Origin of the sequence: Streptomyces iakyrus, from assembly GCF_000717055.1 — a bacterium.
Classification (GTDB): domain Bacteria; phylum Actinomycetota; class Actinomycetes; order Streptomycetales; family Streptomycetaceae; genus Streptomyces; species Streptomyces iakyrus.
The window spans coordinates 311,191-337,634 of sequence record NZ_JNXI01000001.1 but is presented as its reverse complement, the minus strand read 5'-3'; the positions used below and the strand labels follow the sequence as shown (position 1 = coordinate 337,634).

The 26,444-nt window shown below is 68.4% G+C and carries 25 protein-coding genes and 1 pseudogene; 20 read left to right on the top strand and 6 right to left on the bottom strand.

The features are described from left to right. Window positions 1-44 precede the first annotated feature (44 nt). From OO68_RS48225 to OO68_RS47340, 5 genes are all read right to left on the bottom strand, one after another. Window positions 45-473 carry a helix-turn-helix domain-containing protein gene (locus OO68_RS48225; RefSeq protein ID WP_280922457.1) on the bottom strand — a complete coding sequence of 143 codons (429 nt, stop codon included), beginning with the start codon at window positions 471-473 and terminating at the stop codon, window positions 45-47. Window positions 474-733: 260 nt separating this feature from the next. Continuing rightward, the gene (locus OO68_RS01535) at window positions 734-1,297 is read right to left on the bottom strand and encodes a flavoprotein (protein WP_245236874.1); all 564 of its coding nucleotides are present in this window, start codon (window positions 1,295-1,297) and stop codon (window positions 734-736) included. Continuing rightward, entirely contained in the window at window positions 1,294-2,556 is a 1,263-nt protein-coding gene (locus OO68_RS01530; protein WP_245236873.1) for a helix-turn-helix domain-containing protein, read from the bottom strand. Before OO68_RS01530 ends, OO68_RS01535 begins: the two co-directional genes overlap by 4 nt. 319 nt (window positions 2,557-2,875) lie before the next feature. Next, entirely contained in the window at window positions 2,876-3,466 is a 591-nt protein-coding gene (locus OO68_RS01525; RefSeq protein WP_245236872.1) for a 2'-5' RNA ligase family protein, read from the bottom strand. A 55-nt stretch (window positions 3,467-3,521) separates the two neighbouring features. After that, window positions 3,522-4,886, bottom strand: a complete 1,365-nt coding sequence (locus OO68_RS47340; protein WP_167345867.1) for a helix-turn-helix domain-containing protein — start codon at window positions 4,884-4,886, stop codon at window positions 3,522-3,524. A gap of 478 nt (window positions 4,887-5,364) precedes the next feature. On the opposite strand from OO68_RS47340, the gene OO68_RS01515 reads away from it, so the two are divergent. From OO68_RS01515 to OO68_RS01490, 6 genes are all read left to right on the top strand, one after another. After that, window positions 5,365-5,559 carry a hypothetical protein gene (locus OO68_RS01515; protein WP_033306227.1) on the top strand — a complete coding sequence of 65 codons (195 nt, stop codon included), beginning with the start codon at window positions 5,365-5,367 and terminating at the stop codon, window positions 5,557-5,559. A gap of 223 nt (window positions 5,560-5,782) precedes the next feature. Further along, window positions 5,783-6,799, top strand: coding sequence for a hypothetical protein (locus OO68_RS01510; protein WP_033306226.1), 1,017 nt, complete (start codon window positions 5,783-5,785; stop codon window positions 6,797-6,799). Window positions 6,800-6,885: 86 nt separating this feature from the next. Beyond that, a complete protein-coding gene (locus OO68_RS01505) occupies window positions 6,886-8,421 on the top strand; it encodes an amino acid permease (RefSeq protein WP_033306225.1) in 1,536 nt (511 codons plus the stop codon). A 95-nt stretch (window positions 8,422-8,516) separates the two neighbouring features. Beyond that, on the top strand, window positions 8,517-9,860 hold the full coding sequence (locus OO68_RS01500) for a glutamine synthetase family protein (protein WP_033306224.1): 1,344 nt from the start codon (window positions 8,517-8,519) through the stop codon (window positions 9,858-9,860). Between the two features lie 109 nt (window positions 9,861-9,969). Next, window positions 9,970-10,416 (top strand): helix-turn-helix domain-containing protein, encoded by a 447-nt coding sequence (locus tag OO68_RS01495; protein WP_157852653.1) that lies wholly within the window; start codon window positions 9,970-9,972, stop codon window positions 10,414-10,416. Further along, window positions 10,413-11,468 carry a phosphotransferase enzyme family protein gene (locus OO68_RS01490; RefSeq protein WP_033306222.1) on the top strand — a complete coding sequence of 352 codons (1,056 nt, stop codon included), beginning with the start codon at window positions 10,413-10,415 and terminating at the stop codon, window positions 11,466-11,468. The genes OO68_RS01495 and OO68_RS01490 overlap by 4 nt, the downstream gene beginning before the upstream one ends. A 140-nt stretch (window positions 11,469-11,608) precedes the next feature. Here OO68_RS01490 and OO68_RS01485 read toward each other — a convergent pair whose 3' ends face one another. After that, window positions 11,609-12,085, bottom strand: a complete 477-nt coding sequence (locus OO68_RS01485; RefSeq protein WP_033306221.1) for an SAM-dependent methyltransferase — start codon at window positions 12,083-12,085, stop codon at window positions 11,609-11,611. A 507-nt stretch (window positions 12,086-12,592) separates the two neighbouring features. On the opposite strand from OO68_RS01485, the pseudogene OO68_RS42035 reads away from it, so the two are divergent. The 14 genes and pseudogenes from OO68_RS42035 to OO68_RS01410 all read left to right on the top strand — a co-directional run bounded on the left by OO68_RS42035 (window position 12,593) and on the right by OO68_RS01410 (window position 26,343). Next, a pseudogene (locus OO68_RS42035) lies at window positions 12,593-14,357 on the top strand (ATP-binding cassette domain-containing protein). 44 nt (window positions 14,358-14,401) lie between these two features. Continuing rightward, window positions 14,402-14,974: an NUDIX domain-containing protein gene (locus tag OO68_RS43605; protein ID WP_051814250.1), complete on the top strand. Its 573-nt coding sequence runs from the start codon at window positions 14,402-14,404 to the stop codon at window positions 14,972-14,974. A gap of 318 nt (window positions 14,975-15,292) precedes the next feature. Then, the gene (locus OO68_RS01465) at window positions 15,293-15,664 is read left to right on the top strand and encodes a hypothetical protein (RefSeq protein WP_033306219.1); all 372 of its coding nucleotides are present in this window, start codon (window positions 15,293-15,295) and stop codon (window positions 15,662-15,664) included. Next, window positions 15,654-16,085 (top strand): DUF6093 family protein, encoded by a 432-nt coding sequence (locus OO68_RS01460; RefSeq protein ID WP_033306218.1) that lies wholly within the window; start codon window positions 15,654-15,656, stop codon window positions 16,083-16,085. Before OO68_RS01465 ends, OO68_RS01460 begins: the two co-directional genes overlap by 11 nt. Continuing rightward, complete coding sequence (locus OO68_RS01455; RefSeq protein ID WP_033306217.1) at window positions 16,085-16,513, top strand: HK97 gp10 family phage protein; 429 nt, start codon at window positions 16,085-16,087, stop codon at window positions 16,511-16,513. The genes OO68_RS01460 and OO68_RS01455 overlap by 1 nt, the downstream gene beginning before the upstream one ends. Further along, window positions 16,510-16,953, top strand: a complete 444-nt coding sequence (locus OO68_RS01450; protein ID WP_157852652.1) for a hypothetical protein — start codon at window positions 16,510-16,512, stop codon at window positions 16,951-16,953. Before OO68_RS01455 ends, OO68_RS01450 begins: the two co-directional genes overlap by 4 nt. 131 nt (window positions 16,954-17,084) lie before the next feature. Further along, window positions 17,085-17,720 carry a phage tail tube protein gene (locus OO68_RS01445; RefSeq protein WP_033306215.1) on the top strand — a complete coding sequence of 212 codons (636 nt, stop codon included), beginning with the start codon at window positions 17,085-17,087 and terminating at the stop codon, window positions 17,718-17,720. A 2-nt stretch (window positions 17,721-17,722) separates the two neighbouring features. Then, window positions 17,723-18,277: a hypothetical protein gene (locus tag OO68_RS01440; RefSeq protein ID WP_033306214.1), complete on the top strand. Its 555-nt coding sequence runs from the start codon at window positions 17,723-17,725 to the stop codon at window positions 18,275-18,277. Continuing rightward, window positions 18,220-18,618: a TFIIB-type zinc ribbon-containing protein gene (locus OO68_RS43600; RefSeq protein ID WP_033306213.1), complete on the top strand. Its 399-nt coding sequence runs from the start codon at window positions 18,220-18,222 to the stop codon at window positions 18,616-18,618. Before OO68_RS01440 ends, OO68_RS43600 begins: the two co-directional genes overlap by 58 nt. Window positions 18,619-18,652: 34 nt before the next feature. Continuing rightward, complete coding sequence (locus tag OO68_RS01430; RefSeq protein WP_033306212.1) at window positions 18,653-22,921, top strand: phage tail tape measure protein; 4,269 nt, start codon at window positions 18,653-18,655, stop codon at window positions 22,919-22,921. Continuing rightward, a complete protein-coding gene (locus tag OO68_RS42890; protein WP_051814245.1) occupies window positions 22,921-23,859 on the top strand; it encodes a phage tail family protein in 939 nt (312 codons plus the stop codon). Before OO68_RS01430 ends, OO68_RS42890 begins: the two co-directional genes overlap by 1 nt. A gap of 13 nt (window positions 23,860-23,872) precedes the next feature. Next, window positions 23,873-24,799, top strand: coding sequence for a hypothetical protein (locus OO68_RS01420; RefSeq protein WP_033306211.1), 927 nt, complete (start codon window positions 23,873-23,875; stop codon window positions 24,797-24,799). After that, window positions 24,796-25,905: a hypothetical protein gene (locus OO68_RS01415; protein ID WP_157852651.1), complete on the top strand. Its 1,110-nt coding sequence runs from the start codon at window positions 24,796-24,798 to the stop codon at window positions 25,903-25,905. Before OO68_RS01420 ends, OO68_RS01415 begins: the two co-directional genes overlap by 4 nt. Beyond that, the gene (locus OO68_RS01410; RefSeq protein ID WP_033306209.1) at window positions 25,906-26,343 is read left to right on the top strand and encodes a hypothetical protein; all 438 of its coding nucleotides are present in this window, start codon (window positions 25,906-25,908) and stop codon (window positions 26,341-26,343) included. It begins immediately after the preceding gene. The last annotated feature ends 101 nt before the right edge of the window (window positions 26,344-26,444 follow it).

The window sequence follows — 26,444 nt, the reverse complement described above, 5'->3', positions numbered from 1 at the left end:
ACGATCACTCGTACTGTCGACGTATGCCCGCGGGATTCTGCTGATCAGGTGACAGGGCCCAGTAGTCCCGCCGCAGACCTTGCCGAAGCCTCTGAGGGCCCCGCCGGTCGCAAAATCGGGCCGGTGAGTTCGAGAGGGACTTCTAGGCCAGCGAGAAGTTGAACAATTCTGTCTATGTTTGTGAGGCGGCGTTCGCCTCTCTCAAGCATTGACAGGAATGACTGACTCAACCCGGTCAGCGTGACCATGTCATCCTGTCGCAGGCCCCCGAGGGTTCGCACCAACGTGCAGAGTCTCCCGAAGTCTCGCTGTGCCAGGGCTAACCGGACTTCTGGCACCTCCCAGACCTGCTCGGGCACGCAGCGGGAGGCAGATGCGGTCACCTTCCGCCCTCGGAGACAGGCGCTGCAGCAGTCCTCACTGTTGTATCTGCTCAGTTGGCACGCGCACTCGATGCAGCGGCGCGGACGCATGGCAGTCGCGGGTTCCTCGGCGGTGCGCAGCCCTGGCACGGATATCCACTCCTTGGCGAACTGGTACCGGTGGCATTCCCCCGGACAACCACAGCGAGCCGGTCAGCGCATGACCGGTCCCGTTCATGCCCGTACGATGCCGCACCAGCACAGTCGGTCGTTGGCCGGTGACGCCCTCAGAATGGCTTGGTGCAGAGCAAGGGACCCGGACAGTCTGTCCGGGCCCGACTTCGCGCCACCTAACGGCTGTTGACCAAGCGTCAGACGACGGAAGTCTCCACCTGGTCTAGTACGGCTTCCCACGGGTACCGGCGCCCCGGCATCCCAGCCCGCGGCTCGGCGAGCGGCCACACCTCGTCCCCGTAGATCAACCGAACCCCGGTATCGTGCAGAGCCTTGATGTGGCCCTCCCACGCGGGGTGGCGGGCATGCGCGGCATTCACCCGCGGCCAGACGACAACTGGAAGATTGAGGGTCCCGATGGCCTCGTTCACCTGCGTCAACGCCTGGTTGTCCGAGATACCCAAGGCGAGCTTGGCGACGGTGTTGGCGCTCGCAGGGGCAACGACGTAGCAGTCCACTGGAGGGTGCGGGCGCGAGTCACCAGGCATACGCGACTCGGTTCGTACGGGCAGGCCCGTCAGCTCCTCGATCCTGGCGGCCTCTCCGCTGGAACGAAGCCACTCACCTGCTGTCGGGGTGAGCGTAACCGCAACGGTCCAGCCGCGGTCGAGGGCGGGAACCACGAGTCCCGTACGCAACTCCTCGACTCCGCCGGCGCCGGACCCTACGACGCCCAGCACCTTGCCCTGCATCAACGTCATTGCACCGCCCTGCACCGTTGGGCCATGGCCAGCAGCTCGGACGAGTGTCTGCCACCAGTGACCGGTGACTGCTTCCTCAGATCACGAAGAGTCTCTCGTACCCGCGGATTGTTCCGCACGAGCTGCGGCGATGTCCGCTCAGCCTCGCGCAGTTCGCTGAAGGCGTCGTCGACGCGTCCGCTGAGGCAAAGGGCGCGGGCGTAGTCGATGCGGTGGGACACTGCGCGTTCTGGCGGCATGTGGTCGACGTCGATGTTCCCGTGGTCGATGACGTACGGGATGTTCTCCAGGTCCAGCTCGATCGAGAGTCGGTGCAGTTCGACGTTCGTCGGGCCGAAGCAGGTCTGCCAATAGTTCTCGTCGGAGCCGAGGCGATCGGCCAGCCTCGTCGCGCGTTCGAGCAAGGCGCTGGCTGTGGGCCGGTCCTGGTGACGCGCTGCGGCTACAGCCGCGCGCAGGTGAATCATGCCGAGCAGGCTCAGGGCGGCGGGATCGTCCTCGTCGACCTGGCGCGCGAGCCAGGCTGCGGCGGTGTCGCCCAGTTCGAGGGCGTCCGCGTAACGCCCGTTGGCCAGGAGGGCATGAGTGCCGGATCGTGCGGCGGAGGCGAGCGACAGCGGATCCTCGGACTCGTCGGCTGCCCGCATGGCGCGCTCGGCCGCGAGCCATGACAGGTCGGACTCACCCACTTTGGCAAGGGTGGTCGCCGCCAGATGATGCGTGCGAGCGGAGACCGCGAGGCCTCGTCGACGCTCATCGCCGGGCGGAAGGTCTTCGAGCTCCTGAGCCGTTCGGAGCAGACCAGGCAAGGCGGCGATAACGTCCCCGAGAACGCCAGCCTGGTAGTCACCCCAACTTCGTTCCACCAACGTCTGGACTTGCTCTGGCCGGGGCAGCTGTCTGTCTGCCGTCGGCCCGAACAGCAGCTTGGAGAGCCGGCGAGGGTTCATCAGTGCATCACGGACGGCTGGCACGTCGTCCATGTGCTTCTCGTCGTCTTCCATGAGGAGGGGCTGCCCCATCAAGTCGCCGAGCGGTACGCGTAGCACGCGGGCGAGCTCGGCGAGCTTGTCGATCCTGGGAGGCTTCCGCGCACCTCGCTCGATCTTCGACAGCCAGTCGGTGCTGTGCCCGACGAGCCCTGCGAGCACGGACTGCGTATAGCCCCGGCGCTCGCGGTAGAACGCGATCCGCTCTCCGATGCTGAGGTGGTCCCCAAGACCCCGCATGTGCGCTGCCTCCCGGCTTTCGGTCTGCATTCACGGTAGCGGCCGACCAGATCCCGGGATCAAGGAGTGATTCGGGTAGGTGGTGCCGGGGCTCAGCATCCGTTCTCGAATCTAGGGCGTGCCGGACACTCTGTCCGGCTTCGAGAGGCTTGATCGATGCACCCACGGGTGCGGGAGACCTAGGCGCCGCCCTCGTCTACGGTGAAGTTGCCATACAAAGTGGAACAACTTTGGGCAAATATGCGGCGAGTTGACGGCAGGGGCGCCCTCCCAGCTTCAACCACTCCGACCCGCGACTTCCTCAGCAGCCCGCCGTACACCAGGTCCGTGGACGTGACCGTCTCGGTCGTCAGCGCAAGGGCAGTACGGCGAGGGTGCGCCATCGGTAGGCGCGATCTTCGCGCCGTAGTTCCACCAGCTCAACCTGCCCGATCGGCACTGTGATGGCGGGTAGGTCACGCAGCGGCCTGATCGTCTCCCGCACCTTGTGCGAGTCCAGGGTCCGGTTGCAGTAGGCAATGCCGATGTGTGGGCGCAGCACGGAGGTCGGCTTCTTCAGCGGCAGTCCGCACTGATCGCTCGTAAGCGACAGGACGCTATGGAGGTTGATCAGGGGGGTCCAAGGGGCGACGCTGTAGCGGATGGCCCCGCGGGAAGCGGCCATCGGGATTGCACTGATGGTGAAGGCATCGGGAAGGCGGGCTGACGCTCGGTTGCGGAGCGTGTGAAGCTGGGCTTCGCTGACCTCGTTCGCTAGGCCGATCCGCCCCAAGGTCAGGTGCAACCCGTCCTCGCCGATGAGGTCGAAGTCAAGCGAAGCGAGCTGCTGCTGGCAGGACCGCATCTGCTCGGTAAGGGCGGGGACATCGGCGAAGGTGAGCATCCAATAGTAGGCGCGCGTGGATTCGTGCCAGCCTGGCCGGTCCCAGTGGTTACTCATCCGATCGACGGTGGCGAAGGCAGCCCAATCGTGCGCGGCGATGACCTGGGGATCATCAGTGCTGTGCGGAGGGGCGGTGGGAAACGCGGTGGGGCTGGCGGTCAAGAGCACTGGCGGCCCCTCTCGCTCGCGGCGGTCCGTCTGGGCGTGTCATCTTGGCAGATTCGGCCACGGCGCGGGTCAGCGGGGAGGAGCGCCACACGCGCAGGGCTTCCCTGTAGTTGCGTACGGCCGGCAGGTCGCGCCACTGAGTGGCGCGGCCGGCGAGTTCTCCGGCGCGCTGGACTACGGACCGGATCGGCGGCCCACCGCCGGCGTCGAGAACCTGCCGTCCGAGAACCATGGCGTGCTCAACGTCAGGTCGTGACCCAGTCAGCAGGGCGGTGGCGACATCGAGACGGACCAAGGCTCGGCTCCAGGCGGAGTCGGATTGCGCTACGAGCCCGTCGATCTGCTCGGCATACGCGATGACTTTTGAGGTGTCGCCGAGCGCAAGGTGGGCAGTGGCGGCGTTGGCCAGGGTCCGGGCCACGCTGTAGGGGGCGAAGGAGATGCATGAGGTCAGGCCGTCGGGCAACACATGCTGTCCGCTGAGCTCCTCTGCCTGGGCGAGGGCGCGTTGAGCGCCCTTGGCGTCTCCGAGCTTTCCCAGGGCACGGGCGCTTCCGTTGGCCAGAAGGCGAATGGCTTGGGGGCTATGCGGATCGATGTCTATGCCCGCCTCGGCCCAGGTGAGGGCATCGGCGAAGCGCCCAGCGTAGTAGGCGCTCAACGATCGAGTGCCCAGGGCCCACATCATCAGATCCTGGTCGTCGATCTCGGCCGCGAGCGCGTGGGCCTCTGTGCAGTACGCCTCCGCCAAGACCTCGCGTCCGGCGTTCACGGCCATGTAGCCCAGGAGCCCGGATGCCTGTGCGGCCAGGCGGAATAGGGCTTCACGCTGCCTGGGTGGCTGCTGTTCTTCCAACAACGGTTGAACGTACGTGCGCAGTTCTGCCGCGACCGACACCAGTTGGTGTGGACCTTCTTGTTCATAGCGATCCACGATGTCCGTGATCTGCTGCTCCAGTATGCACAGCGTTGCCGGATCCACATGGGACGAGGTGAGGGTGTTCAGCCGCTTGGCGATCTCGAGCGGGCTTTCCCACTGAGCTTCGACGACCGGAGCGCGTTGAACGCCGGGACGCGGGAAGGGAGCGAGCTCTGGTGGGACGCCGAGGCCGGTGAGAAACTCGACGATCTTGTCGATGTTGGTGAGGCGCCGGCGACCCGCTTCGAGCATGGAGAGGAATGCTTGGCTGAGTCCGGTGAGCTGAGCGACGTCGTCCTGGCGCAGCGATCCACGCTGGCGGATCAGGCGCGTCGCCTTACCGAAGTCCCAGGTAGATAACGCTCGTTGAACATCAGCGTCCCGCCACACGTGTTCGGGAACGGAGGGAGCGGCTGGGGCCAGACTGTGTGAGCGAAGGCAAGCCGAGCACAGGGTTCCCGAGTTGTACTGGCTCAGTTGGCAGCCGCACCGTTCGCAGTGTCGCGGCGCCTGCGCAAGCACTCATGCCTCCCGATTGAACACGGACCCGCTGGCCCAACTGCCCCTGGTGAAACGGCGATCACTCCAGTGATATCACCTGGGCAATGTGCGCACCGCGCGTTCTCCCACCACTCTGGGGTCTCCCGCAGTGCACAGCACCGCCGAACCGTCCGGGAACGGATCTTTAGGGCGCCTGCCTGCTGCTCGCGCTGCGGGATCACCTGTCCCTGATCTCGGCCACCGGAGTCCAAGGTGTTTTCGGCCTTACGTGTACGGATGGATCAGCCCTTGCCACGGATGCCCGAGTGGGATCCGGCGGCGCAGCACCGATCAGGCCGTGGCAGGCACCTCCGCCTGGAGGCCCGTTGTGGTCGTTAGCTTCTCCGCCGTTGTCCTCCTGGGCGTGATCGTCTTCCTCCTCGTGAAGAAGGCGGGCCTGAACGTCGTGCACGGCATCGTGTGCATTCTGTTCGGCTTCTTCCTGGCCGGCAGTGATGCTGCGCCGACTATCACGGATGGCGTGCAGGGTGCGGTCGAACTGATCGCGAAGATCGACTTCTAAGCCGACCGTCGGGGCACGGGCGAGCCAAAGGCTCTCCCGGCGGCCTTCCAGCTTCAGCCTCTCGTAACCCGCGGGCGGAAGCCCCCCACATGCCAAGGACTTCGATGTCGCTCATCGTTACTGCGGCCAACCGCCTCTCTGACCACCGCATACCGAAGGTCGGGGTTCCCGCCTCTGGCAGCATTGTGGAGTCGGCGCACTATGTCTGTCTGGGTGGTTGCTGATGCGCCCGGTGTACCACCCCGCTGGCGCAGATGACGACCTACGCGTTGCCCTGGTTGAACTGCAGGCAGGTCGTTGGAAGGCTGCTCGGGACCTGCTACGCGGTACGCACGCCAACTGGACGCTTCGAACTTCACGCACGCAGGTACTGGCGGTCGCCGCCGCGCGCTCCGATGTGGTCGATGTGTGGCTGGCTGAGGAGCCGGACAGCTACGACGCCCAGGTGATGCGGGCACGGGTCCTCGCCGAACGCGCTCTGCGCGCACATCGCCAACAGCACTCGGGAGTGGCAGACCTCGAAGCCGGTGCGCGGCAGACGGCACTGTTGGCCGCTCGCCGCGCGCCGCAGGATCCCGTGCCGTGGGTGTGCCTGCTGGCCCTTTCGCAGATCGACTCCCGCCAGGTGTGGCGGGAGCATCGTGAGTGGTCGGCGGAGCCCATGCTTCCGAGCGGGCCCTGGGGGCTGCTGCACAACGTAAATCAACGTGACCCGTACAACCGCGAAGCCTTTCACCGGGTGCTGCAGTTTCTGCTCGCGCGGGAGGCGCCCCGGGCCGCTTCGTTGGCCGCGGTCTTTGATTTCGGCAGGTGGGTGGCCTCGTGGGCACCGGTCGGCTCGCCGCTGCTGCTTCTGCCGGTGTACGCGCAGGTGGAGCAATGCCGACAGCAACTAGCGCATGGACGGGTCGATCCATTGTGGCGGCGGCAGTGGGTGGAGGAGCCCACGCTCACCTACACGCTCAAGGCTTTCGCCGAGTGGTTCCTGAAGGGGGACCCGCACTTGCGGTCCGTGGCCGACATGAACCACCTGGCCTATGCCTTGTGGGTCAGCCACAACTTCATTGAAGCGGCAGAGGTTTTCGCCGCCATGGAGCCTTACGCGTCGCGCGAGCCGTGGGGCTCGGTGGCTGAAGGCCCCTCGACGCTGGACCGTGGTGAGGCGCTCTTGCTCCGGGCGCGAAGGGAATCGTTGTCCTTCGCCCGTACGCATGGGCCACGCGTCGGCCCGCATCCCTGACTGCGCCCGCACCTACGCCCATGGTTGGCATGAACCCGACCATCGCACGCTCTTGATCCCGTCCCTCGTTTACTGGAGGTTGCTTCATGTTCCGCTCAGGCCCGAGCCGTCAGCGTGCTGGCGGCAAAGCCGATGACGTGTACTTGCGTGAGCTCGGCTACGAGCCGGTGCTCACCCGCCGCATGGGGCCGTTCGGCAACTTCGCCATCAGCTTCTCCGTCATCAGCGTCCTCTCCGGTTGCATGACGCTGTATGGCTTCGGCCTGGGCACAGGAGGCCCGGCCGTGATGATGTGGGGCTGGCTCGCCGTCGGCCTCATGGTGATGCTCGTCGGCGCCGGTCTCGCGGAAGTGACGTCCGCTTACCCCACCTCCGGCGCGCTGTACTACCAGGCCGAGCAACTCGGCGGGCGCAAGTGGGGCTGGTACACCGGCTGGCTCAACCTCCTCGGTCTCCTCGGGGCGATCGCCGGCATCGATTACGGCGCCGCGCTGTTCACCGGCGCCTTCCTGAACCTGCAGTTCGGCTTCGTCCCCACGCCGGGCAAGATCTTGGCGATCTACGTCTGCATCCTCGCCCTCCACGCCACCCTCAACTTGTTCGGTGTCCGGTTGGTGAGCATCCTGAACTCCATCAGCGTGTGGTGGCACCTGGGCGGGGTCGCCCTGATCGTCGGCGTGCTGGCGATCGTGCCCTCTCACCACCAGGACCCGTCCTTCGTGTTCGGCGAGTTCGTCAACGGCACCGGCTGGTCCAGCTCGCTGTACGTGGTGCTGATCGGGCTGTTGCTGGCGCAGTACACCTTCAGCGGATACGACGCCTCCGCACATCTGTCCGAGGAGACCACCAACGCGCAGGTCTCCGCCTCCCGCGGCATCGTGCGAGCGATCGGCTGGTCGTGGCTGGCCGGGTTCGTGCTCCTGGCCGGGCTGACCTTCGCCATCCAGAACTACACCGCCACCCAGGCGACCGCCACTGGGGTGCCGCCGGCGCAGATCTTCCTCGACGCCATCGGGCTCGCCGGGGCGAAGGCCCTGCTGCTCGTGGTGATCGTCGCGCAGCTCTTCTGCGGCAACGCAGAAACCGCTGCCGCCAGCCGAATGGTGTTCGCCTTCTCCCGGGACGGTGCCCTGCCCGGTTCACACCTGTGGCGCCATGTCGATGCCCGCTCCGGCACGCCGACGCGCGCCGTGTGGCTGTCGGTCAGCGTGGCCGCAGTGCTTGCGCTGCCGTCGCTGTACAGCCCGACCGCGTACGCCGCAGTCACCGCAATCAACGTCATCGGGATCACGCCCGCGTACGCCATTCCGATCTATCTGCGGGTCCGCAACCGTCACCGCTTCCAGCCCGGGCCGTGGAACCTTGGCCGCTGGGGCGTACCGGTCGGTGTGGTCGCCGTCGCGTGGGTGGCCTTCGTGACCGTGCTGTTCTGCCTGCCCCAGACGCGCCCGGACTCCGGACTCCTCTCCGTGACCACGTTCAACTACGCACCCATCGCCCTGCTGGTCGTGCTTGCGCTCGCGTCCGTGTGGTGGCGCGTCGCGGGACGCGACTACACCGTGCCTGCCGCCGCAGCCGACGCCAACTCGGGCATGGCGAAGATCCAGGAAGAGGTCGTGTGATGACCCACCAGCCTTCAACCGCCGCAACACCGTCACGCCGCAACACCAGCTCTCAGGCCGAGGCCACGCCGACCTCTGCGGATCATCCTGCCCGCGTGTTCAGCGTCGAGGAGCTCCGCAAGGCCGTCGGTGCCGGCCTGATCGACACCGTGCTCCTTGCAGTGCCGGACCTGCAAGGGCGTCTTAAGGGCAAGCGGTACGGGGCACGGCACTTCCTCGACCGCGTGCTCGACGGCGGCGCGGAGATGTGCGCCTACATCCTGGCCACGGACCCCGACATGACCCCGGTCGACGGATTCGCCCTCACCTCCTGGGCGAGCGGGTACGAGGACCTGAAGGTTGAGCCGGATCTGTCGACGCTGCGGATCCTGCCCTGGATGCCGCGCACAGCCCTTATCCTCGGCCATGCCCTCGGCCCGGGCGAAGAGCCCATCGAGGTCGCTCCCCGACAGATCCTGCGGCACCAGCTGACACGCCTCGCCAGCCATGGTCTGCATGCCCAGGCCGGCCTGGAGACCGAGTTCGTGCTCTACCGTGGCGCCTACACCTCGACCAGCAGAGTCGGCCTGAACGGGCTCGTGCCGGTGACCGTCGACAACCTGGACTACGCGCTCGACCATCCCCTGAAGTACGACCGGTTCTTCCGGCGCCTGCAGGGCTCGCTGTCCAAAGCTGGTATGCCCGTGGAGGCCATCAAGACGGAAGGTGCTCCCGGTCAGGTAGAGGTCACCTTCCCCTACGGACCGGCGCTGCCCGCCTGCGACAACCACGTCGTCTTCAAGCACGCCGTGCGCACGCTGGCCAGCCGGTCCGCCATGACCGCTACGTTCATGGCCGCCCCGCAGACCGGTGTCGCCAGCGGACTCCACCTGCACATCTCCCTCACCCGCAGTGGCAACCCCACGCTCGGCGATCAAGCTGGCCAGCTCTCCGAGACCGGCACGCAGGCGGTCGCCGGACTGCTCGCGGCCCTGCCCGGGCTCGCCCCGCTGTATGCGCCCAACCCCAACTCCTACAAGCGATTCACGCCCGGCTCCTTTGCTCCCACGCGCATGACCTGGGGACCGGACAACCGCACCTGCGCTGTACGGATCGCCGGCGAGGGCGCGGGACTGCATCTGGAAGTCCGTCTACCGGGGGCTGACGCGAACCCCTACCTCGCCCTCTCCGCCGCCATAGCAGCCATCGTCCATGGCATAGAGCTGCGACTCACCCCGCCACCGCCCTGCACCACCAATGCCTACGAGACCGTGGACGTGCCCCTCGTGCCGCTCACCCTCGACCAGGCCCGCTCCGCCTTCCGGCACAGCCCCGTCGCCCGGGAGGCGTTCGGCAAGGACGTGGTCGAGCACTACGCCCACCTCGCCCAACTCGAGCTCGACCACCACCGCGGCATCGTCACCGACGCAGATCAGGCCCGCTGGTTCACCCGCGCCTGATCCACGCGGCCAGTGACCAGGCCCGGACGGGGAAGTTCCCCATCGCCGGTGCTGGCCGCTCCGGTAGCCAGCCAAACCCGGGCGGGTTGAAGAACGAAGAAGGATGAGCATGTCTGCACGCCCCAGTACGGTTCCCGACCGGCTGACCCCGGCACAGGACCGAATCCTCCACAAGATCGCCAATGGTCTCGACACGGAGGCGACAGTCCTCGCCCTCAACACCACGCGCGGCACGGTGAGAGTCCCGGTGCCGTCCATGAGCCGTTGGCTCGGGGTGAGCGGCCGCGCTGCTCTCACCGCGCTGCGCGACTCGGCCTTCAGTGACGTCACCCAGACCGTCATCCCCTTGCGCCGAACGTGGAACGTCGAGCAAGCCGTCGGGTACCTGCACTCCACGTCACTTGCGGCCCCGCACCTGTTCATGGAGCGTCGAGACAACTTCGAGTCGGCGGTGAAGACCGTACTGGCGGAGTACGCCGCAGGCGATGTGCTCACCGAGGACACCGCGTTCGCCGTGCTCACCGCCCAGCGACCTTCCTCCCGGGAAGGACGATGAGCGAGATGGACGCGGACTGGAACGAGGAGCTGGTGGCCGACGTACTGGCCGACCAGTACGGAATCGCCGTCGAAGCGGTCGAGATGGTGCCGATGGGCACCGACACCATCAACCGGCGCGTGCTGACGGCAGACGGCCGCCGGCTCTTCGTGAAGGAGTACGGGGCGACCGTGGACCTCACGGCGGTGCGAGCGGCCTGGGACATGGCGGAGTACTGCCGTGCGGCACAGCTTCCCGTGCCGAGGGTATGGCCCGACCAGGACGGTAGTTTCGTCGCGGTGGCCGAAGGAAGTGCCTGGGCGGTGGTCGATGAAGCTCTGGGTCGGGTGGCCACCTCGGCGATGACGGTAGCGCGAGCTGAACAGATCGGCATGGTGCTGGGACGTATGCACCGAGTCCTGGCCGCCTATCCGCTGCCCGGGCTACGGCAGCACACACGGTGGCGGACCGGTTCGGTCGAAGACGCCATGGTCAAAGCCGGCGCCGTGCTGGCGGCCGCTAAGCGGCAGCAGCACCCGGACGTGGTGCTTCTGAGCCACGAACTCAACCAGCGGTGCAATGACTTGCGCGCACACGTGGACGGTCTACGAGCGGGGCTTCCCGAGGTGTTCGTGGAGCAGGCTGTGCACGCCGACTTCACCCGCACGAACATGCTCGTCCTCGCCGATGTCGTCACCGGCGTCATCGACTTCCGTGGAGCGAGGGCGTTTCCGGCCTGGGAGCTGGGACGCGCTGCCTTCGATCCCCGTACGATCGCCACGAGCGATCAGTGGGCTGACTGCGCCCTGGTGATGATTGAGGCTTACCGATCGGAGAACCCCACCCTGCCGTTGGCCGACGTCGTGGCATGCGTACGTGTCGCGCTGCTCTACATGCTGTTCAGCTTCTTCGGCGCGGTCACATCCGAGTACGGCCTGCCTGCCGAGGCGGAAGCGGACTTGCAGCGGCACTGGCACGAGCGGCAGACCAGCATTCGCCGACTCTTGGACCGCTTTGAGGATCTCGAAGATGCGCTCCGCTCCTCGGCTGAGCAACCGGGAGGCCGATCGTGATTGATGCGCGGCACTGGCTCATGACCGGCAGCTCTTGCCCTTGCCACCCGCAGGCCGTCTCCGGAACCGCGGAGCCCGCCAAGGGGTTGCACGAAAGGGTGCTGAAGGTGGCATGTTCCCGCGCTGAAGCGCGCCCTGGCTCAGTTTTGCGCCTGGCCCCAGTAGTCCGAAAGCATCTCGGCTGGCCACTTCGGCTCCCGGACTTCGCCACGGGGACCCAGTTCCGCGAAGTATGGCCCCAGGTCGTAGACGGGAGTGCCGTCGATAGCGTCGAGGTCGGTGACGTGCAGGTCCAGGCCGTCGACCTCAAGGAGGCGTGGGAAGGACTGCGCGAGCTGGTTCGGGCGACGATGGTTTCGGTGCACGAACGTCCCCGTAGCCGGCCACCGCGGGTTGTTACGAGGGCTGCGTGCATGCAGGGCGACATCACTGGGAGACGCCTTGTGGAAGTGCCAGACGACCAGCAGGTGGGAGAACTCCTCAAGGCCGCGTACCACCTCGAGGGGGAAGTCACTGTTCAGCCGGATGATCGCGCTCCCGATCCAGTGGTCGTCGGTGGCTTCGGTACGCCCTCCGACCACGGTGCCGATGGGCTTGATCTCCAGCGACTGCGTCATCCGCTTTCCCCTTGTCCCTCGTCGTGACGCCGTCAATCTACGTGGGCCAGATAGACGGCAGCTCGTACATTCAGCTCGGCGATGGCCGGGAACTGACTGACACGCTGCCGTGGCCGTCACGTTGGCCATCACGCCGTAGGGCGACGGAACACGGTCGCCCCTCAGCCAGGAAACCTCAAGAGTCACAACCGCCACAGGTGTCGGCGTTTCGGCCAACTTCCGCCGCCCTGAAAGCCGTACATCACCACGACCACGCGGTTCGACGCCCCCAGATTCCAGGCCTGTGCGTCGTCCGGAATCGAGCGTGTTCGATTCGCTCGCAGCCTCGTTGAGCCTGGCACCGCGACACCGCCCAGGTGCCGCAACAACCGCACAGGAGGGACGCAGTTGACCGCCACTGATACCCCGATCGAAGCCCCGCAGACGCCCCCTCCACCACCCCCAGCGACCATCTCGTTCGAGAGCAACTACGGGAAGAACCCGCTGGGAGAGGCCACTTTCACAGCCATGTGCGCCCGGCTGCCCAGCGTGTTGCGGCAGACCGCACAGATGGCCTGGGCCATCGACCGGCTGGCCGTCATCCTGCTCTTGGTGTGCCAGGTGCTCACCGGCCTCGCCGCCGCCGTAGTTCTGGCATCTACGGCAAAGGCCATGGAGCACCTCGTCGGTGACGAGTCCGTGTCCGAACGGCTGCACGCCGCCCTCCCAGCCCTCCTGGTCATCACCGTAGCGGTTGCTGTTGGCCGCATCTCCAGCGCGCTGTCCTCCTACTGCGACGGCCGAATCAGCCCCGGCCTGATCACCGCTGCCGACACCGCCCTGGTCGAAGCAGTCTGCCGCGTGGAAGCCTCCGCATACAGCGAAGACGGGTTCGCGAACCGGCAGGAAGCCGCTGAAGTCGGCGTCTCGCGCACCACGATGATGGTCAAGGACGCCCAGCGGTTCACCGCCGCATTCGTCCGTATGATCGCCGCCAGCGGAGTCCTCGCGACGCTGCATCCGCTAATGCTGCCGCTGCTACTCCTGGCTGTCGTGCCCGCCGGCCTCGGGGCCGTGCTGTCCGCCCGAGTCGACTACGAGACGCACTACGCCAACGTCGGTGACCGCAACGTCCGAGGCATGATGCGCTGGTGGGCGACCACCTCCCGGCACGGCGACGAAGTCCGCGCCAACGGGATGACTGACTACATCGGGTACTGGTACCGCACTCTGTCCGAGCGCATCGACCAGCGCACCCTTACTGCTGCTCCCCGCATGCTGCGCATCGTGCTGGCCACCTCGGCTCTCGGCGGCATCTTCCTCCTGGCCACCTGGGCCACCCTCGCCTGGTTGGCTGCCACCGGACGCCTGGACGTGGCCATCGCCGCCACCGCTGTCGTCGCAGTCCAGACCTCCCTGGCCGCCTTGTCCCAGCTCGTCATCAACGGTGCCGCACTGTTCCACACCTCCCTGTACCTCGCCGACATGCGCTCCTTCCTCGACCTCGCCGCCGAGCGTGCCCCCAAGCGCGGCAAGGTGAAAATCTCCGCACCGGTCGAAGAGATCCGACTGGAGGAAGCGGTCTACTGCTACCCCGGCAAGGAACGGCCGGCCATCGACCACGTCTCCCTCACCCTGCGCCGCGGCGAGATCCTGGCGATCGTCGGCGAGAACGGCTCCGGGAAGTCCACGCTCAGCCGACTAATCACCGGAATCCTCCGACAAAGGCCGCGTGACCTGGGACGGAATCGATCTGGCCTCCGCAGACCCGAGCAGCGTGTGGGCGCACACCGGCCTGGTCCCGCAGATTTTCGCTCAGTGGCCCCTGCGCGCCCGGGAGAACGTAACGCTCGGACAGCCCCGCACCTTCCACGACGATCCCGTGTGGGAGGCCGTCGACGCCGTCGGCATGCGCACCGCGATCGAAGAGCTGCCCAAGGAACTGGACACACTCCTCGCCCGAGAGTTCTTCGGTGGCTCCGAACTCTCTGGTGGGCAGTGGCAGAGGCTGGCCTGCTCCCGTGCGCTGTACCGGCGTTCACCACTATTGATCCTGGACGAGCCGACCTCGCAGATGGACCCGAGAGGCGAGCACGACATCTTCGAGGAGATCAAGAGCATCGCCGCCGACCGCATCACGGTGGTGGTCACTCACCAACTCGAGAACACCAAGATCGCCGACCGGATCATCGTCATGCAAAACGGCCGGATCACCGAACAGGGCCGATACGAGGAACTCGCCAACGGCGGCGGGCTCTTCGCGGAACTCCTCGCCCTGGCCAAGGACCGCTGATCACCCGGCCAAGCCCATGCACCTCGCCCTACCCGAGGAGTGAAGTGACCCACCAACCCGGAGGCGGCTGGACCCGCCATGGCCACCTTGAGCCCGTGCGTACACAGGACTTCTGCATCAGGCGGGACGACGTCACGCGGCCCGACGGCAGCCGGACCGTATTCGAGTACCAAGAAATCGGGCACGGCGTGGCCGTCGTCGCCCAGCGTGGAGACGGCAAGATCGCACTCGTCCGGGTTTGGCACTACCTGCACGGCGACACCCTCAACCTCCCAGGCGGAACGATCGAGGCGGGGGAAGACCCACGGGAGGCAGCTCGACGCGAACTGGAGGAAGAGGCAGGCGTGATCGCGCAGCAGCTCACGCCCCTCAACGTGACACGCCTGCTGAACCGATCGACCGTACGCCTTCACCTGTTCACGGCGATGGGTCTCACCCCCGGCGAGCGGAAGCTCAGCAGCAACGAGAACGGCATGACTGTGGAGTGGTGGGACCTGCAAGACGCAGTGGCCGCAGTTACCGACGGCTCCATCATGCTGGCCGGCGGGGCACTGGGAGTCCTGCTGTTCGCAGAGCACACGCGCTCGGGGCGTCTGGGGGAGCTGGCGGAGAGGTGATCCCGTAGGCGGGCGTCACTCCTGTCGTGAACGCTCGTCGTAGCGGGCCTGCGCCGTGCCCTGAACGAATTGTGTGAGGAGGCCGGCGCAGCCACCCGCGAGTATGGCGGTGACGATGCCGCCCGTTGCGATGTCGGGCGGGCTGATGGTGATCGCGATGGCGACGACGCAGGTGACGATGATGCCCAGCGGCCAATTGGGAATGCGATATCACCACGGTGTGCCAGCCCCCGCGGCGCCCTCCCGCTCCCCGTACCGACCGATCGCCTGGACATCGTACTGAGGGGGCCGTCCGACAGCCGCATTAGCGTCGTGGAAATGGATCACGACGACGAGAACGTGCACCGAGTGCAGATCACCGCTCGCGGCGGGAAGGCCGCGATCGAGATCGACGGACAGCGGGTAGACCCGGGGGCCCTGAGCGGCTACACCCTCACCCACCGGGAGGGGGAGCCGCCGCAGGTTGTCCTGTACTCGGGGGACTACGTGGACTTGGTCTTCGGGGGCTTGGCCCGTGTCTCCGTGGCCGACATGCCCGACCCGGGCCCGGCTGCCGCGGTGTTCCTGTCGGCGATCGATGCCGAGGAGCTGGAGCGGTCTGCGCTGGCGCGGCCTGACCTCGGCACCGGCCCGCACTCCCTGACTCAGGCGATGCTCACGCAGCTCGTGGAGTGGGCGCGTGGCCTTTGACGTGGAGGGTGCGCGTCGGGTTGTCGGCCGCATCCTGGACGACAAGCTCGAAGTGTGGCGGGACGGCGCCGGCCGCGCGGACGATGTGCTGGACGAAGCCACCGGCCAGCTCGTGTCCCCGACGCCGGACGAGTCCTTGGTCTGGGACGGGCTCGGCGCCGTGATGCCATTGGGCCGTCCCGCGATCACCCGGCCGCTGAGCGGTGCCGTCGCCGTCGAGCCGCCCACGACGGACTACCAGGTCGTGCTCCCCGTTGATGCTCCGGAGCTCCGGCCGGACGATGTGGTGCGCGTGGCCGGATCGGTGAGGCCGGGTGGGCCGCGTGATCCTCAGCTAGTGGGGCGCCGCTTCCGCGTCTCGGACGAGACCGTAAGCACCTACAGCGTGGTACGCATCGTCAGGGTGCAGGTGATCGACTGATGGCACCGGCGAATTCGCACCCCAACGCCCACCCGGACGCGACGGCGTTCCGCGACCCGATCGCGCTGGCCGCCGCGCTGGCCCGGATGGGTCCGGCCACCCGCGCCCGCACGCGGACGATCACGCGGCACCACGCCATGCTGCTGCGGGTCCGCATCCAGCGGAACGCGAGTGGCAGGCCCGGCCCGAACGTGATCACCGGGCAGTACCGGGCCTCCTGGGATGTTCGGGTGCGCACCGGCGGCGGCGAGGTCACCGCCGAGGTGTTCTCCGACGCCCCGCAGGCGCGACGGCTGGAATACGGCTTCGTCGGCGTGGACAGCCTCGGGCGGCACTACCGCCAGCCGCCGTTCCCGCACGTCGAGCCCGCGTTCCGGCAGACCGAACCGGCGTTCATCCAGGCTCTGGCGGACGGGGTGCTGCCGTGACCGCTCGTCTTCCGGTGACCCGCGCGCTCGTCGCCCTCCTGGAGCACGCCACGGGTCGCCCGTGCGGGATCGGTGAACTCCCGCGTGTTCAGGGGAAATCCGGCTGGGAACCCGCGCCTGTCCCGTACACGATTCTCGACTCGCTGCCCGCTGAGTTCGCAGGCCCGCCCCTGTGGGACTGGCACGCCGATGCCGCCTGGGCCTACCAGGTCACCTCGGTCGGGGAACGGGTCGACCAAGTCGAGTGGCTGGCCGACCGCGTACGCGCCGGCGTCGTCGGCCGGATTGACGGAACCTGGGCCCACGACATGTACGTTCCCGAAGCGCGCGTCATCGACCGGGAGTTGACCTACGACGCTGGAGGAGAGCCCTCGGTGTCGGCGGCAGGCGCTATCGTGTCCTACGTGCAGCGGGTCACGATCACCGTGACCCCGGCATGAAGGAACGTTTCTTCTGATCCTCACCGCGGAGGCCCGCGCGGACGCTAGGCCCCAGGCCAGGCGAACCCCCTTTGAACGTCAAGGGGCAGGGCCTCGGCATGGGACGCTGCCCCAGAAGTGGGAGCGGACCTGTGTCCACGAGCACGAAGAAGACCCAGACCCGATTTCTGCGGCGCGGCATCTCCAAGATCCTGTGGTCGAAGGATCTGGGCGACCCGAAGTACCCCAGCCGCCGAGAGATCACCAACGCCTTCGGCCTGACCGACGCCGTCTCGGACATCGAGGGCTGGGCGCTGGAGAATGACCCCATCGAGACCCCCGACATGGGCTCGACCTTCAACTCCTCGATCCCGGGCAACGACAAGGCCGAGAACTCCAGCCTGACGTTCTATGAGGACCGGTTCTCCGACACGATTGAGCAGCAGCTCCCCAAGGGCGCGAAGGGCTACGTCATCCTTCTGCGCAAGGGCGACCTGCCCGGTTCCCGCTCGGTAGACGTCTTCCCCGTGCAGGTCGCCACCCGTGCCGCGACGTACAGCACCGGCAACGAGGCCGCGAAGTTCAAGGTGGACTTCACGATCATCGACGAGCCGTCGCTCGACCGCCCGGTGCCGCAGGCCCATCCCCGTCCGTTGCCGGACGAGGACTGCGACGACGACCACGGGCACGGCCACCACGACGGTGACCACGTCGACGTGACCGTGGTCAGCACCACGAAGACCAAGACCGAGGCGACGGTCCGCGAGCACGACGCTGACGAGGGCTGATCGTGTCGCGCCCCGCACAGGCCAAGCGCCCGTCCCCCTCCGCCACGTCGGCGGAGGGGGCGTGGTCGGCCAAGATGGAACGGCTGCGCCGCCGGGCCCGCCCGCAGAACCGGCTCCGGATCTGCGATGACGCCGAGCTGCGCCAGCGGCACGAGGAGGCTGAGCAGGCTGCCCGCCGTGCACGGTTCGTCGCCGAGGCCAACCCGGGTGACGAGCTGGCCACGCGCCAAGTCGCCGACGCAGATGCGGCGCGGGACCGGGCCCTCCAGGCACTCGACGCTGCCTCGGAGTTCCTGACCTTCCGCGCGCTGCCGCGCCCGGTGCTGGAGGAGCTGATTAGCGAGCACCCGCCCACCGAACAGCAGGCGGAGGAGGGGGCGATCTTCAACGCCGACACCTTCCCCGCCGCGCTGGTGGCAGCGGCCTCCGTGGACGGCATGAGCCGCGAGGAGGCCGAGGAGCTGCTGAACGGCTGGTCGGCACCGGACGCGAATGCCCTGTGGGACGCCGCCTGGCAGATCCAGCAGGAGAGCCGGGTCGAGCTGGGAAAAGGCTGAGCCGTGACGCCGGTCTGCGCGCCGAACTGGAGCTGTGCGAGCGGTACGGCATCCCGCACTCTCAGTTCCTCGGCGGCGACGGCCGCTGGACCGACCTCGACCGGGCCAAGGCGTTGGCCTGGGTGGAGTGGCAGCGATCGGTGTGCCCGGAGTGCCACACCCGGCTGGAGGAGTGGGACCGCGAACGCGGCGGCGACCCCCACGCGTACGTCACCGACACCCTGCGCTGCCCCGGCTGCGAGCTGATCGAGCAGGAACGCGACCACGTCCCCCAGGACCGCTCCGGCTACGGCGTGAAGATCCAGCTCCTGCCGCGCGAGCAGTACCAGCCGCGCCCCTGATCCACCCCCCCACCATGTAAGGAGGCCGCCCGCGGTGGCCGGGTTCACCCTCACGGTCGCGATGCGCGCCGAGGTCCGCGACCTGATCGCGGGAACCCGTGCTGCCTCCGCACAGATGCGGACCCTGGGGGAGCGGACCGAGGCCGCGAACCGGTCCCTGGCACGGCTGGACGCCAACGGGGCCCGGCTCGCTTCGCAGTTCGCCGCGCTGAATCGTTCCTCCCGCGCGGCCGTCGGCGAACTGAACCGGATCACCGCCCGGGCCGCCGCAGCCCGCACGGCCCTGCGCACGGCCGGGGACGACGGCGCACGGTCGATGTCCCGGCTCCAGCGGGCCACCGCCGGGGCCGGGCGGCGCGGCCTGTCCGCCACGAACATGCTCGCCGGCGGCGCCCTCGTCCTCGGCACCGGGCAGATCATCGAAGAGGGCAACCGCTACCAGCGGCAGATGAACCTCTTCCGTGCGGTGACCGGCGCGACCGCCGCACAGATGAAGAGGGCGGCCGTCGTCGCCCAGGAACTCGGCAACGACCTCACCCTGCCCACCACGACCTCGGCGGACGCCGCCGAGGGCATGGTCGAGCTGAGCAAGGCGGGTTTCCGCGCGGATCAGTCGATCGACGCCGTGCGCGCCTCCCTCCAGCTCGCCGCGGCGGCCGACGTCAACGCCGCCACGTCGGCCAAGTACTTGGGCGACATCATGGATCAGTACGGTCTCGGTGCTGATCAGGCGGCCAAGGCGTCCGATACCCTCGCCGCCACGGCCAACAGCGCCTCCGGGTCCATCACCGACATCTACTACTCGATGCGGTACGCGGGCCCGGTCGCGCACGCCCTGGGCGTCAGCCTCCAGGACACCGCCGCCGCAGTCGGCATGCTCGGCAAGAGCGGCATCCTCGGCCAGACTGCCGGCACGAGCTTGCGCGGGATCTTCGCCAACCTCGCGGCGCCCACACCCCAGATGCGGGGTGCCCTGAAGGACCTGGGGATCGAAGCATTCGACGCGCAGGGGCGTTTCCGGGGCCTGCGTACGGTGATCGACGGGCTGTCGAAGGCCGAACGCACCATGTCGCAGAAGGATTTCGCGGCCGGGGTGACCCGTGCGTTCGGCAAGCCCGCGCTCAGTGGCGCCGTGGCGCTCGCCCACCAGGGAACCGAGAGCTTCGACGCCCTGTCGATGGCCGTACGGCAGACCGGAGCCGCGGCGTCCATCACCGCTTCTCGAGGCCAGGGTCTGACCGGTGCGATGACGCAGTTGCGCACGCAGGCCCGGCAGACGGGCATCGCCCTGTACGAGGGGATGGCGCCCGGCCTGGAGTGGGTGACCCGGCTGCTCACCCGCGGGATGGCCGGGGCCACGCCGTACCTGACCACGGCCCTCAGCTACGGCCGCGACCTCGCCACGCTGTACGGGCCGGACCTGAAGGCGAGGACCGAGGCCGGACTGGGCGGGCTCATCGATGAGGCCCGAGAGCTGGTCGGCCCGCTCAAGGAGATCGGCGAACACTCCCTGGCCACCGGTCTCAATCTGCTGATCAACGCGGGAAGCACCCTCGGCGATGTCCTGTCCAACGCCGCCGATGGCGCCGAGCCGCTCCTGAAGGCCGTCGCGGGCCTGGGCCAGGAGGGCGGAGCGGCGGCCGGCACGCTCGACATCGTCGCGACCGTCGCCAACGCGGCCATGGACGCGGTCTCAGGACTGTCCCTCGTGCTCGTGCCGGTCGGTCACGTCGTTGGTGGCCTCGTCACGGCGTTCGGCGCCCTCCCGGCCCCCATTCAGTCAGCCGCCCTGGCCATGCTGCTGTTCCGCCGCGCCCAGCCGGCCCTGACGAATCTGGCCACCACTGTCAGCGGTCCGGTCCGCTCCGGTATCCGGGCGTTCAACGACGAGATACGCGTGCAGCAGTCCTTGGCCGCCGCATCCGGCGTCGCCCTCTCCCGGTACGGCGCCGCCTGGGCAGCGGTCCAAGCCCGCATCGGGTTCCTCGGCAACATGACGGCCGCGTTCCGCAGCGCGAACGGCGCCGGAGTTACCTTCACCGGCACGCTCAACGGGATCGGCCGGGCGGCCGGATCGGGGCTTCGCTCTGCGCTCGGCGGCGTGACCAACGCCCTCGGCGGCCCGTTCGGTGTCGTTATGGCGGGCGTGTCGGTCGGCCTTGGGCTACTCGCGGCACGCCAGCAAAAGGCCGCGCAGGCCGCGGCTGAACACCAGCAGCGCATTTCCTCGCTCACCTCCGCGCTGCGCGAGTCCGGCGGACAGATCGACAGCAACGTCCGCCAGCAGGCGGCCCAGGTCCTGCTGGATACCAAGACCAGCCAGGGCCAGCTCACCAAGGTCCTGGATGAAGCGGGCGTTCCGCTGGCAACCCTGACGGACGCCTACCTCGGGCAGGGCACGTCGCTGGAGGCGTTGCAGAAGCAGCTCATGGCCACCGCTAACGCCCACCGCGAGTACAAGGACCTGGCAGCCGACAAAGCCACGGTCCTCGACTACACCGACGTCGGCCAGCGGTACAAGGACGCCGCTGATGCCCTCGGCAGCGTCAAGGGCGAGATGGCCGAGTCCATCAAAAACGCCAAGGAACTCGCCAACGCCACGAAGGGCGCCGGGGACGGCACCTCCGCCTACGACCGGCTCAAGGCGGCCGTCGGTGGCCTCGCCGACGAGACCGCGGACGCCGACACCCGCACCCGCTCGCTGAAGTCGGCCCTCGACCTGCTGTCGGGCGGACAGATCTCCCTCCAGGCTGCCAAGGCCAAGGTGAACAGCGCCGTCCTCGATCTGCAGGAGGGAAGCAGGAACGTCAACCGCGGGCAGGGCTACGGCGGCAAGCTGCTCGTCAACGAGGACAAGACCCTCAACACCACCACGCGCAACGGCCAACAGCTCTACACCCAGCTCACCGCCCTGTCCGACGCGGCGGCCGACGCCTCGGTGGCGACGTTCGACCTGGCCAAACGCAACGGCGAGACGCTGCCCGCGGCGCTCGCGAAGGCACGCGAGCAGATGAGCCGCGCCCGCGCGGAGGCGATCAAGGCCGCCCAGGGCTACGGCCTGACCAAGGCCCAGGCCGAAGGCGTCGCGGACAGCCTCGGCCTGCTGCCGTCGAAGGTGTCGCTGCTGCTTCAGACCAAGGGCATGGACTCCACCCTGGCGAACCTGATCGCCGTCCAGGCCGAGTTCCACCGTCTGCCGAAGCAGCGGACGATCAAGGTCGACTCCCTCAGCGACGGCGCACAGAAGAAGCTGCGCGACCTCGGGTTCACCGTGAAGACCGTGCCGGGCACCCGCCAGATCAAGATCACGGCGCCGACTTCGGCGGCGAAGAAGAACCTGGACACCCTGATCGACAAGCTCGGCCGCACTCCGAGCAGCAAGAAGGTCACCGTCTCCGCGCCGACCGCCGCGGCGATCAAGAGCCTGGAGGCCGTCCAAGCCAAGATCCGCGCGACGCCGGGCGCGAAGTACGTCGTCGTGCAGGCGCCGACGGCTGAGGCGCGCAAGCAGTTGCAGGCGCTCGGCTTCCGGATCGAGAAGGTGCCCGGGTCGAAGAATGTCAAGGTCATCGTGCCGACCAGCGGCCCGCGCAAGGCCGCGGACGCCATCCAGCAGCGCATCAACGCCTTGCGCGGCAAGGAGGTGACGGTCACCACCCGGCACGTCTCGATCTTCAGCCAGCTCGCCGAGCAGAACGCCAACATCGCGGACGCCATCGAGAAGCAGGCCGAGGCACAGGCCCGCGCCGCCAAGCGGCATGCCGACGGCGCGGTGGTTGACTACTTCGCCGACGGCGGGCTCACCGGCGCAGGGCGCCGCGAGCGGCACGTGGCACAGATCGCCCCGGCCGGCAGCTACCGCATCTGGGGTGAGCGGGAGACCGGTGGGGAGGCATACGTGCCTTTGGCCGACTCCAAGCGCGAGCGCAGCAAGGCGATCGTGGAGGAAGTCGTTGACCGCTTCGGCGGCCAGGTCGAGTGGTACGCCAACGGCGGCGTCCGCGGCACCCGTAGCCGTGACTACACGCCGATGCTCGCCAGCTCCTTCAAACAGGCGCGCAGTGTCGAGGCCATCGCCGGTGTCGTGCGCTCCTTCGACATCCGCACCAGCAGCGACCGCGCCCGCACCCGCGTGGTCGACGCCCGCGCCGGCGGCCGGGTCCAGGTCGTCGTCGTGCGCGAGCAGCAGCCGCTGATCGGCTCCATGCCCATCAGCGTCACCGACAGCGCCGCCACCCCTGAGCAGATCGGCAACGAGATGATGCGCACCCTGCGCAACGCGCAGCGGGGCGGGAGAGTGTGATGACCACAGCACCGAACAAGCACAGCCGCCCCGAACTGGCCCCGTGGCAGTACGAGATCGGCGGCGTCGTCCTCGGCACCGGCACCTACGTCCCGGTCGGCAACGTCGAAGGGCTCGGATCGCCCGCCACCCGGCCGCAGGACGCCGACAACGCCAACAGCGACGGCACCACCCCGGGCCGGGACTTCTACGGCCCGCGCTCCCTGCGCTTCGAGGCCGGCATCAAGACCCCCGGCGACCCGGTGAAGGCCGCCGACATCCTCGCCCGGCTGGAGCGGGCCCTGGACACCCCCGACGCCCGCACCAGCCCCGATGGCCGCCACATTCTGCGCGGACGGTGGCCAGGGCACACCACCCGCCGCATGTACGGGCGACTTCGCCGCATGGAAGCGACAAGCACGGCCAACGCCGTGCACGGCTGGATCCCCCTGGACATTGAGTTCGTCGGCCTGGACGACCCGCGCTGGTACAACGACGAGCTTTCGACGCTGACGCTCGGCCTCGACCAAGCGGCCCGCACCGTCGACGAGGCGATGGGCCGCCCCGCCGACTGCCGCCGCCCGCCCGAGTCGAAGCATCACCCAGCCGACGAGAGGCCCGGATGGGTCATCAACCACGGCGACGTGCCCACGCACCCAAGCCTGCGCGTACACGGCCCGGTCACCAACCCGCGGATCTGGAACACCGCCACCCGCCGCGTCCTCGAACTCGGCCTGTCCCTGCGCGAGGGCGAGTGGGTGGAGATGGAGACCCGGCCCGGCACCTGCTGGGCCCTGCGCAACGGCACTGTCAACGTCGCGAACGACCTCAGCCCCGCTTCCCGGCTCGACCTGTTCACCCTCCCGCCCGGACGGTCCGAGATCGCGTGGAGCGCGACCGACCCGTCCGGTACCGCGCGCCTCGAGGTGGCGTGGCGGTCGGCGTACACCACCTTGTGAACGGAGAGCACTCGTGACGCTGCAACCCCCGATGATGGTGCGCGGGGCCGACCACTCCGCCCGCGCGATGCGCCTGATGATCCGCGACCTGGCCCGAGGCCGGCAGGGTGTCGCGGGCGGGGAGGACCTGAAGGTCCGTCCCCTGGAGACCCCGGGCCCCGGTGTCCGCATCGGTGACGGCTCCGCTCTCATCCACGGCGCCCGGCCGTGGCAAGGGGCCTACACCCAGTCCAACATCGGCGACACCGTGGTCGACGTGCCGCCGACTGGGCCGGTCGCCCGCGCCGACCTACTCGTGCTGCGCATCGAGGACCCGGAGTTCGAAGGCGACCGCGACCCGCGCCGCCAGGAGATCGGCTACTTCCACCTCATCCAGAACATCGGCTCGCAGGACACCGCCGCGCTGAGGGAGATGACGGCGATCCCGCTGGCCCGCCTCACCATCCCCCGGAACACTGCGACGATCACCGCCGAGATGATCACCGATCTGCGGCGGCTGGCCAACCCGCGCACCGAGCGCACGCTGCGCACCGCGCACCCCGAGACCACGGAGAAGGTGCCCGGCAAGCACGGCCAGTGGGCGGCCTGGCCCAAGAAAGCTGCCTGGGACGTGGACATCCCCGCCTGGGCGACGGAGGCCGCCATCGTCGTCACTCTGTCCGGCCTGCGTGCCGAGGCGGGCTCCGTGTACGTCGAGCTGCGCACCCGGCTCGGAGAGCGCGCCGCGAAGCCGACCGTCGTGGACGACGACGGCACCACCACCCGCCGCTCCTCCGTGACCTTGGCCGACACCCTCGCTGTGCCGCCCGCCTACCGGGGCACCCGCCAGCACCTGGCCGTCGAGATCAACCAGAACGACAAGTACGGCGACGGTGACTTGAGCGTGGCCAAGGGCACGACGGTTACGCTCGACGTCGCGTTCACGGAAGGGCCTGCGTGACGATGGCCGACTACCGCTACATCGTCGCGCGGGCCGCGACCGGCGATGTTCTGCACTGGAACCTGCCGATAAACGAGGTCGAGTACGGCCCGGAGATATCCGGGCCCGGCTCACTGAAGGCGACCTTGCCGACCGCGTTCCGACGCTCCCTTGGCGACGCACTCGACGCCGGCGACACGGTGCTCCTCGTCGAGCGCAACGCCCGCCTCGACTGGGGCGGGCTGCTCTGGCGCGCTGAACCGGAGGGCAACACCCTGCCCGTCGAAGCCTCCGGGTTCACGAGCTACCTCCACCGCCGCTTCGATCTGCACGGCAACCTTGACGGCCGCGGCCCCTACATCGAAGCGGACCCGTGCGAAGTGATCCGCGATGTGTGGGCCTACGCGCAGGCGCAGCCGGACGGCAACCTCGGCGTGGTCGTGGACGACACGAAGTCGAAGGCGAAGACCGGCACCGCGAAGGACCCGTACACCACCTCCAAGACTGACCCGCGCAACCTCGGCGAGATCGTGGACGAGATGGCCAAGATCGATGACGGCCTGGAGTGGTCGGAGACCGTGGCATGGCGCGGGCGCCGCGCCGAGCGCCGCATCATCCTCGGTGCGCCGCGCCTTGGCCGACGCCGCGAGGACCTGACGTTCACCACCGGCGCCAACGTGGTCGGCACCCCGCACGTCATCAAGGACGCCGACTCCTACGCCCAGTGGGTCATCGGGCTCGGCGCGGGCGAGGGCAAGAAGCGCAAGGTCGTCGTGGACGGCGTGCGCAACGGCCGCCTGCGCCTGGAGCACCGGCTGGAGACAAACGAGAAGGACGAGGCGAAGCTGAAGCAGCGGGCCCGCCGCGAACGGCTGGCCCGCCAGGTTCTCCCCTCGCTGACCGAGCTGGAGATCATCGATCACCCGGCGGCCCCGATCCACGCGTTGCGCATCGGGGACGACGTACGGATTCGCCTGTTCGAGCCGCACACCGAGTACGACGGCTGGTGCCGGATCGTCGGCTGGACGGTGCGGCCCGGCGAGGGTGAGACGGCCGAGCGCGTGACGTTGAAGCTGGAGCGCACCAACAAGCCCGAGGACGAGACGGGCGAAGGAGAGGAGCAGTAGGTGCCGGACACGATCGCAGACCTCGGCCGCCGACTGGCCAAGCTGGAGCAGCGGGTCGTCACCCTGGAGCGCGCCCGCCGCGCGCCGTATCCGGAGTGGCGCGACCTTCCGCTGACCGGCGACACCACCGTCCCGGACGAGGAGCAGCCGCCGCAGTTCCGCGCCAATCCCTGGGATACGACCGAGTTCTGCGGCCGTATCGGACTGGCGGGCGGCCGGGCCGCCGACGAGCAGTTGGTCGCGCTGCTGCCCGAGGGGTACTGGCCGGAAGCGCCGCGCACGGTCGATGTCGCCTCCGACGCGGCACGCCGCAGCCTCCAGCTCGGCATCGACCCGAGGGGCCTTGTGCGGCTGCGCGTGCAGGGCGGCGGCAGCGTCCGCGCGTCATGGATCAGCCTCGACAGCACGTCGTTCCGGACTGACCGCGCCGACACCTGACCAGCTGCGCGCCCCGACAATCGGCCGGTGCGCCGCCGGTAGCATGACGCCCTGGGTGACCCTCCACCCGCTTCGCACTCCCGAGGGACCGGACCGCCGCG